Origin of the sequence: Streptomyces anandii JCM 4720 (assembly GCF_014650655.1) — a bacterium.
Lineage (GTDB): Bacteria > Actinomycetota > Actinomycetes > Streptomycetales > Streptomycetaceae > Streptomyces > Streptomyces anandii.
Genome location: NZ_BMVJ01000021.1, coordinates 52,952 through 58,833, shown reverse-complemented (window position 1 = coordinate 58,833; position 5,882 = coordinate 52,952). Strand labels below are relative to the sequence as shown.

General features: G+C 73.6%; 8 protein-coding genes. 2 read left to right on the top strand and 6 right to left on the bottom strand.

The window, feature by feature from the left end; translation table 11 throughout:
- Positions 1–18 precede the first annotated feature (18 nt).
- Positions 19–708 (bottom strand): SDR family oxidoreductase, encoded by a 690-nt coding sequence (locus IE249_RS29070; RefSeq protein WP_189709491.1) that lies wholly within the window; start codon positions 706–708, stop codon positions 19–21.
- A gap of 24 nt (positions 709–732) precedes the next feature.
- Entirely contained in the window at positions 733–1,272 is a 540-nt protein-coding gene (locus IE249_RS29065; RefSeq protein ID WP_189709489.1) for an LOG family protein, read from the bottom strand.
- A gap of 74 nt (positions 1,273–1,346) precedes the next feature.
- On the opposite strand from IE249_RS29065, the gene IE249_RS29060 reads away from it, so the two are divergent.
- Entirely contained in the window at positions 1,347–1,670 is a 324-nt protein-coding gene (locus tag IE249_RS29060) for a DUF427 domain-containing protein (RefSeq protein WP_189709487.1), read from the top strand.
- A gap of 63 nt (positions 1,671–1,733) precedes the next feature.
- On the top strand, positions 1,734–2,528 hold the full coding sequence (locus IE249_RS29055; RefSeq protein ID WP_189709485.1) for an alpha/beta fold hydrolase: 795 nt from the start codon (positions 1,734–1,736) through the stop codon (positions 2,526–2,528).
- A 302-nt stretch (positions 2,529–2,830) separates the two neighbouring features.
- Here IE249_RS29055 and mnmA read toward each other — a convergent pair whose 3' ends face one another.
- The 4 genes from mnmA to IE249_RS29035 all read right to left on the bottom strand — a co-directional run bounded on the left by mnmA (position 2,831) and on the right by IE249_RS29035 (position 5,868).
- The gene (gene mnmA, locus IE249_RS29050) at positions 2,831–3,961 is read right to left on the bottom strand and encodes a tRNA 2-thiouridine(34) synthase MnmA (protein ID WP_189709484.1); all 1,131 of its coding nucleotides are present in this window, start codon (positions 3,959–3,961) and stop codon (positions 2,831–2,833) included.
- Positions 3,962–3,989: 28 nt separating this feature from the next.
- Positions 3,990–4,400 carry a PIN domain-containing protein gene (locus tag IE249_RS29045; RefSeq protein WP_189709482.1) on the bottom strand — a complete coding sequence of 137 codons (411 nt, stop codon included), beginning with the start codon at positions 4,398–4,400 and terminating at the stop codon, positions 3,990–3,992.
- A complete protein-coding gene (locus tag IE249_RS29040; RefSeq protein ID WP_189709480.1) occupies positions 4,397–4,633 on the bottom strand; it encodes a type II toxin-antitoxin system VapB family antitoxin in 237 nt (78 codons plus the stop codon). Before IE249_RS29040 ends, IE249_RS29045 begins: the two co-directional genes overlap by 4 nt.
- A 65-nt stretch (positions 4,634–4,698) precedes the next feature.
- Positions 4,699–5,868: a cysteine desulfurase family protein gene (locus IE249_RS29035; RefSeq protein WP_189709477.1), complete on the bottom strand. Its 1,170-nt coding sequence runs from the start codon at positions 5,866–5,868 to the stop codon at positions 4,699–4,701.
- Between the last annotated feature and the right edge of the window lie 14 nt (positions 5,869–5,882).

Below are 5,882 nucleotides of genomic sequence, written 5' to 3'. Positions count from 1 at the left end.
CCTGCCCCCTGTCGCGCCCTAGTTGCCCGGGCGGACCGTCAGGTCGTTGATCTCCGCGTCCCTGGGGAGGTCCAGGGACGTGAGGATGGTCGTGGCGACCGACTCGGGGTCGATCCACTTCGCGGGGTCGTACTCCTTGCCCTCCTGCTGGTGGACCTTGGCCTGCATGGGGCTGGCGGTGCGGCCGGGGTAGACGGAGGTGACGCGGACGCCGTTCGCGTGCTCCTCCTGGCGCAGGGAGTCGGCCAGGGCCTTCAGGCCGTGCTTGGAGGCGGCGTAGGCGGACCAGTCGGCGCCCGCGTTCAGGCCCGCGCCGGAGTTGACGAACAGCACATGACCGCGGGCGGCGCGCAGCTGGGGCAGGAAGTGGCGGGTCAGTTCGGCGGGGGCGACGAGGTTGACGTTGAGCTGGTGGCGCCACGACTTGGGGGTCAGCTCGCCGACCGGGCCGAGGTCGACCACGCCCGCGATGTGCAGCAGGGAGTCCACCCGGTCGGGCAGGCTCTGGTGCGAGAACGCCCAGGACAGCCGGTCGGGGTCGGCGAGGTCGCCGACCAGCGTCCGCGCGCCGGGGAACTGGGCCGCGAGCTCCTTGGCGCGGCCCGCGTCCCGCGCGTGCAGCACGAGGTCGTCCCCGCGCGCGTGCAGGCGGCGGGCGACGGCCGCGCCGATGCCGGAACCGGCCCCGGTGATCACATGTGTAGCCATGACCGCCATGCTCGCACCCCACGCTCAGTGCGCGGCGGGCGGCTCCTCGAGGTGGGCCAGCGCCGCCGCCGGCTCGTCCGCGAAGTACATGAGCTCGGACAGCGGCCGGGGCAGGAAGCCCTCCTCCTCCATACGGCGGAACTGCTGCTCCAGGCCGTCGTAGAAGCCCGCCGTGTTGAGCAGCACGACCGGCTTGAGGGTCCGGCCGTGCTTCTTCAGCTCCAGGATCTCGGTGGCCTCGTCGAGCGTCCCGGTGCCGCCCACCATGATGACGACGGCGTCCGCCTTCTCCAGCAGCAGCCTCTTGCGCTCGGCGAGGTCGCGCGCGATGACCATCTCGTCGGCGCCGGGCCGTGCCTTGGACGACAGGAAGTCCACCGACACGCCGACCAGCCGGCCGCCCGCCTCCTGGACCCCGTCCGCGACCACCTTCATCAGCCCCGAGTCGGAGCCGCCCCACACCAGGGTGTGGCCGGCCTTGCCGAGCATCCGGGCGAAGTCCCGCGCGGGACGGGTGTAGCGGTCGTCGAGGTCGGCGGCGGAGAGGAAGACGCAGATGTTCATGCGGCCACGGTACGCGCGCGGGAAAGGTGTGCCGTACACGGGAAGAAGTCCGCCCGCGCGGGCGCTGTCCCGGTATGACCCAAGGACACACGATCACCATCGAGCAGAGCGGCGAGCACGTGCGCGTGGTGCACGGCGGCCAGGTCCTCGCGGAGAGCGACCGCCCCCTGGTGCTGCGCGAGACGGGCTGTCCCCCGCGCTACTACCTGCCGCCCGAGGACGTGCGCCTCGACCTGCTGACCCCGTCGGACACGCGCACCCAGTGCCCGTTCAAGGGCACGGCGTCCTACTGGTCGCTGCCGGACGCGGCGGACCTGGTGTGGGCGTACCCCGAACCCAAGCCGGACGTCGCCGCGATCAAGGACCACCTCTGCTTCTACGAGGTGGAAGTCTCATGAACAGCCCCGGCTTCGCCGTGTCGTGACCGATGAGTCAGGTGTCTTGCGGCAGTCTGCACGGCCATGGACAAGAAGACGACTTCCCGCGACGGCACCTCCCTCGCCTACGAAGTGACCGGCCAGGGGCCCACGGTGATCCTGGTGAGCGGCGCGATGTCCACCGGGGGCACCGTGGCGCCCCTGGCCCAGCGGCTCGCGGACCGCTGCACGGCCGTCGTCTACGACCGCCGGGGCCGCGGCGCGAGCGGTGACACCAAGCCGTACGCGGTCGAGCGCGAGGTGGAGGACCTGGCCGCGCTGATCGACGCGGTGGGCGGCGACGCGGCGCTCTTCGGCGTGTCCTCGGGCGGTGCGCTGGTGCTCCGGGCGGCCGCGAGCGGGCTGGAGGCAGGCCGCGTCGCCGTCTACGAGGTGCCGTACGCGGACCGTCTGGCCGGTGGCGCCGAGCAGGAGGCGACGTACAAGGAGCGGCTGAACAGGGCGCTGGCGGAGGACCGGCGCGGGGACGCGGTGGAGCTGTTCCTGCGCCTGACCGGCCTCGGCGAGCAGGTGATCCAGGGCGCCCGCCAGTCGCCGATGTGGGCCGGCATGGAGGCCGTGGCGCCGAGCCTCGCGTACGACGACGCGGTGATGGGCGACGGTCTGGCGCCCCGGGACCTGCTGGCCGCGGTCTCCGTGCCCGTGCTGGCGGTCGCGGGCGGCGCGAGCCCCGCGTGGATGCGCGCGGCGTCCCGGGAGATCGCGGAGACCGTGCCGCAGGGGACGTACCGGGAACTGGAGGGCCAGACGCACATGGTGGAGCCGGAGGTGCTGGCGCCGGTGCTGGCGGAGTTCCTCGCGGGCGGGGCGCCCGCGTAGGCGGTGTGCCGAGGTATGGGTCCGGGCCCTTGTGGGCCGCCGTTCCCCGAACCCATCCCCCATGGGCGCGCGTGCCGTCGGCGTGTGGGGCCGCCGGCGTACGCGGGGCGGGCGACGGCCCGGGCGGCCTCCTTGTCCGAAGCCGCCGCCCTCGGCGCCGGCCCCGCCGGAGTACGTGGCCGGCCTGATCCCGAACGCGCACGGCACCGTGCACCTGGTGGAACCGGGGATCCGCCCCGGCCACCCGGGCATGACCTGGGACTGGGACCGACCCGCGCGGTCGGGCGGCGGGAACGCCTGCTTCAGGCCACCGTCGCCCGCGCCCGCTCGGTCGTCGCGATCGTCGCCGAGCCCACCACGCGCGTGCCGTCGTACAGGACGATCGCCTGGCCGGGGGCGACGCCGCGGACCGGCTCGGTGAAGGCGACCCGCAGTTCGCCGTCGACGAGTTCGGCGGTGACGCCGGTCTCGCCGCCGTGGGCGCGCAGCTGGGCGGTGTAGGCGCCGGGACCGGTGGGCGCGGTGCCGCACCAGCGGGGCCGGATCGCCGTGAGCGCGGTGACGTCGAGCGCGGCGGCGGGGCCGACCGTGACCGTGTTGTTCACCGGGGAGATGTCGAGGACGTAGCGGGGCTTGCCGTCGGGGGCCGGGGTGCCCAGACGCAGGCCCTTGCGCTGGCCGATGGTGAAGCCGTAGGCGCCCTCGTGGGTGCCGACCACCGCGCCGGACTCGTCGACGATGTCACCCTCGGCCTTGCCGAGGCGGCGGGCGAGGAAGCCCTGGGTGTCGCCGTCGGCGATGAAGCAGATGTCGTGCGAGTCGGGCTTCTTGGCGACCGCCAGGCCCCGGCGCTCGGCCTCGGCGCGGATCTCCTCCTTGGTGGTGACCGTGTCGCCGAGCGGGAACATCGCGTGCGCGAGCTGGGTGTCGTCGAGGACGCCGAGGACGTACGACTGGTCCTTGGCCATGTCGGAGGCGCGGTGCAGCTCGCGGGTGCCGTCCTCGTTCACGATCACCTTGGCGTAGTGGCCGGTGCAGACCGCGTCGAAGCCGAGGGCGAGCGCCTTGTCCAGCAGCGCGGCGAACTTGATCTTCTCGTTGCAGCGCAGGCACGGGTTCGGGGTGCGCCCGGCCTCGTACTCGGCGACGAAGTCCTCGACCACGTCCTCGCGGAAGCGGTCGGCGAGGTCCCAGACGTAGAAGGGGATGCCGATGACGTCGGCGGCGCGGCGGGCGTCGCGCGAGTCCTCGATGGTGCAGCAGCCCCGCGCGCCCGTGCGGAAGGACTGCGGGTTCGCGGAGAGCGCGAGATGGACGCCGGTGACGTCGTGGCCGGCCTCGGCGGCGCGCGCGGCGGCGACGGCGGAGTCGACCCCGCCGGACATGGCGGCGAGGACGCGGAGGGGGCGGGGGCGCTGCGGGGTGTCAGTCATAGCCCCTCAAGGGTACGGGGGTGCGGCCTCAGCGGTCGCGCACGTTCCGCTCGCGCAGCTCCGTGACGACGCGGGCGACCGCGCGGAAGTCGTCGTCCAGGTGCAGCACGGTGAGGTCGTGATGGACGGCAGTGGCGCACAGCAGAAGGTCGACGGGCCCGGCCGAGCGGTGCTGCCCCTTCTGCGTCAGCTTGTACTGCGCCATGTCGACCCAGCGCCAGGCGTTCTTCGGTACGGGGGCGAGCGCGCAGAGGGCGTCGAGCTCACCGGCGAGCTCGTCACGGTGGGCGGGGCTCGTGGCCGAGTACAGGAACTCCGTGCGCGTGGGCTCACAGACGAGGAAGCCCCCGGCGCCGACGTAGCCTTCCCAGGCGCCGAGCGCACCCGGCGTGCGGAACAAGTACCAGAGCGCCGAGGTGTCGAGCAGGTACCTGTTCACCCGGCGGCAGCCGCCCTGCGCGCCCGCTTCGCGGCCTCGTGCGCCTCGGCGGCCTGGTCGAACTCGCCGCGTGCGCCGCGTTCGGCGAGGGCCTCGGCCGCCCTGAGGCGTTCCACCCTCTGCACGTACTCGCGCAGGGCGCGGTTGACCGTCTCCTTCTTGGTCGTGACGCCCATGAGACGCATGGCGGCGGCCAGCGTCTCGTCGTCGAGGTCGATCTGCGTGACGGTCACGGCCGCCTCCCATGTCGGCTATGTACATGAAGAAGATACATCACCCACATGACGGTCGGCCGCTCTCAGCTCAGGCCCGCCGCGCGTGCGCGCTCCACCGCCGGGCCGATGGCCTTGGCGACCGCCTCCACGTCGGCCTCGGTGGAGGTGTGGCCGAGGGTGAAGCGCAGGGTGCCGCGGGCGAGGTCGGGGTCGGCGCCGGTGGCGAGGAGGACGTGGCTGGGCTGGGCGACGCCGGCGGTGCAGGCGGAGCCGGTGGAGCACTCGATGCCCTGGGCGTCGAGCAGGAGCAGCAGGGAGTCGCCCTCGCATCCTGGGAAGGTGAAGTGGGCGTTGGCGGGCAGCCGGCCGGCGGGGTCGGGGTCGCCGCCCAGGACGGCGTCGGGTACGGCCGTGCGGACCGCCTCGATCAGGTCGTCGCGCAGGGCGCCGATCTCGCGGGCGAACCACTCGCGCTGTTCGGCGGCGAGCCGGCCGGCCACGGCGAAGGAGGCGACGGCGGGGACGTCGAGGGTGCCGGAGCGCACATGCCGCTCCTGGCCTCCGCCGTGCAGGACGGGTACGGGGGTGTGCTCGCGGCCGAGGATCAGCGCGCCGATGCCGTACGGGCCGCCGATCTTGTGGCCGGAGACGGTCATCGCGGCGAGGCCGGAGGCGGCGAAGTCGACCGGGACCTGGCCGAAGGCCTGGACCGCGTCGGCGTGCAGCGGGACACCGAACTCCGCGGCGGCCTCGGCGAGTTCACGGACCGGCAGGACGGTGCCGATCTCGTTGTTCGCCCACATGACGGTGGCCAGGGCGACGTCGTCCGGGTCGCGGGCGATGGCCTCGCGCAGGGCGCCGGGGTGGACGCGCCCGTGGGCGTCGACGGGGAGGTACTCGACGGTGGCGCCCTCGTGTTCGCCGAGCCAGTGGACGGCGTCGAGGACGGCGTGGTGCTCGACGGGGCTGGCCAGAACGCGGGTGCGGGCCGGGTCGGCGGCGCGGCGCGACCAGTACAGGCCCTTGACGGCGAGATTGTCGGCTTCGGTGCCGCCGGAGGTGAACACGACCTCGCTGGGGCGGGCGCCGAGGGCTTCGGCGAGGGTTTCGCGGGACTCCTCGACCGTCCGGCGGGCTCTGCGGCCGGATGCGTGGAGGGAGGAGGCGTTGCCGGTGACACCCAGCGCGGCGGTCAGCGCCTCTGCCGCCTCCGGAAGCATGGGGGTGGTCGCGGCGTGGTCGAGGTAAGCCATGGTGAGGCCGATTC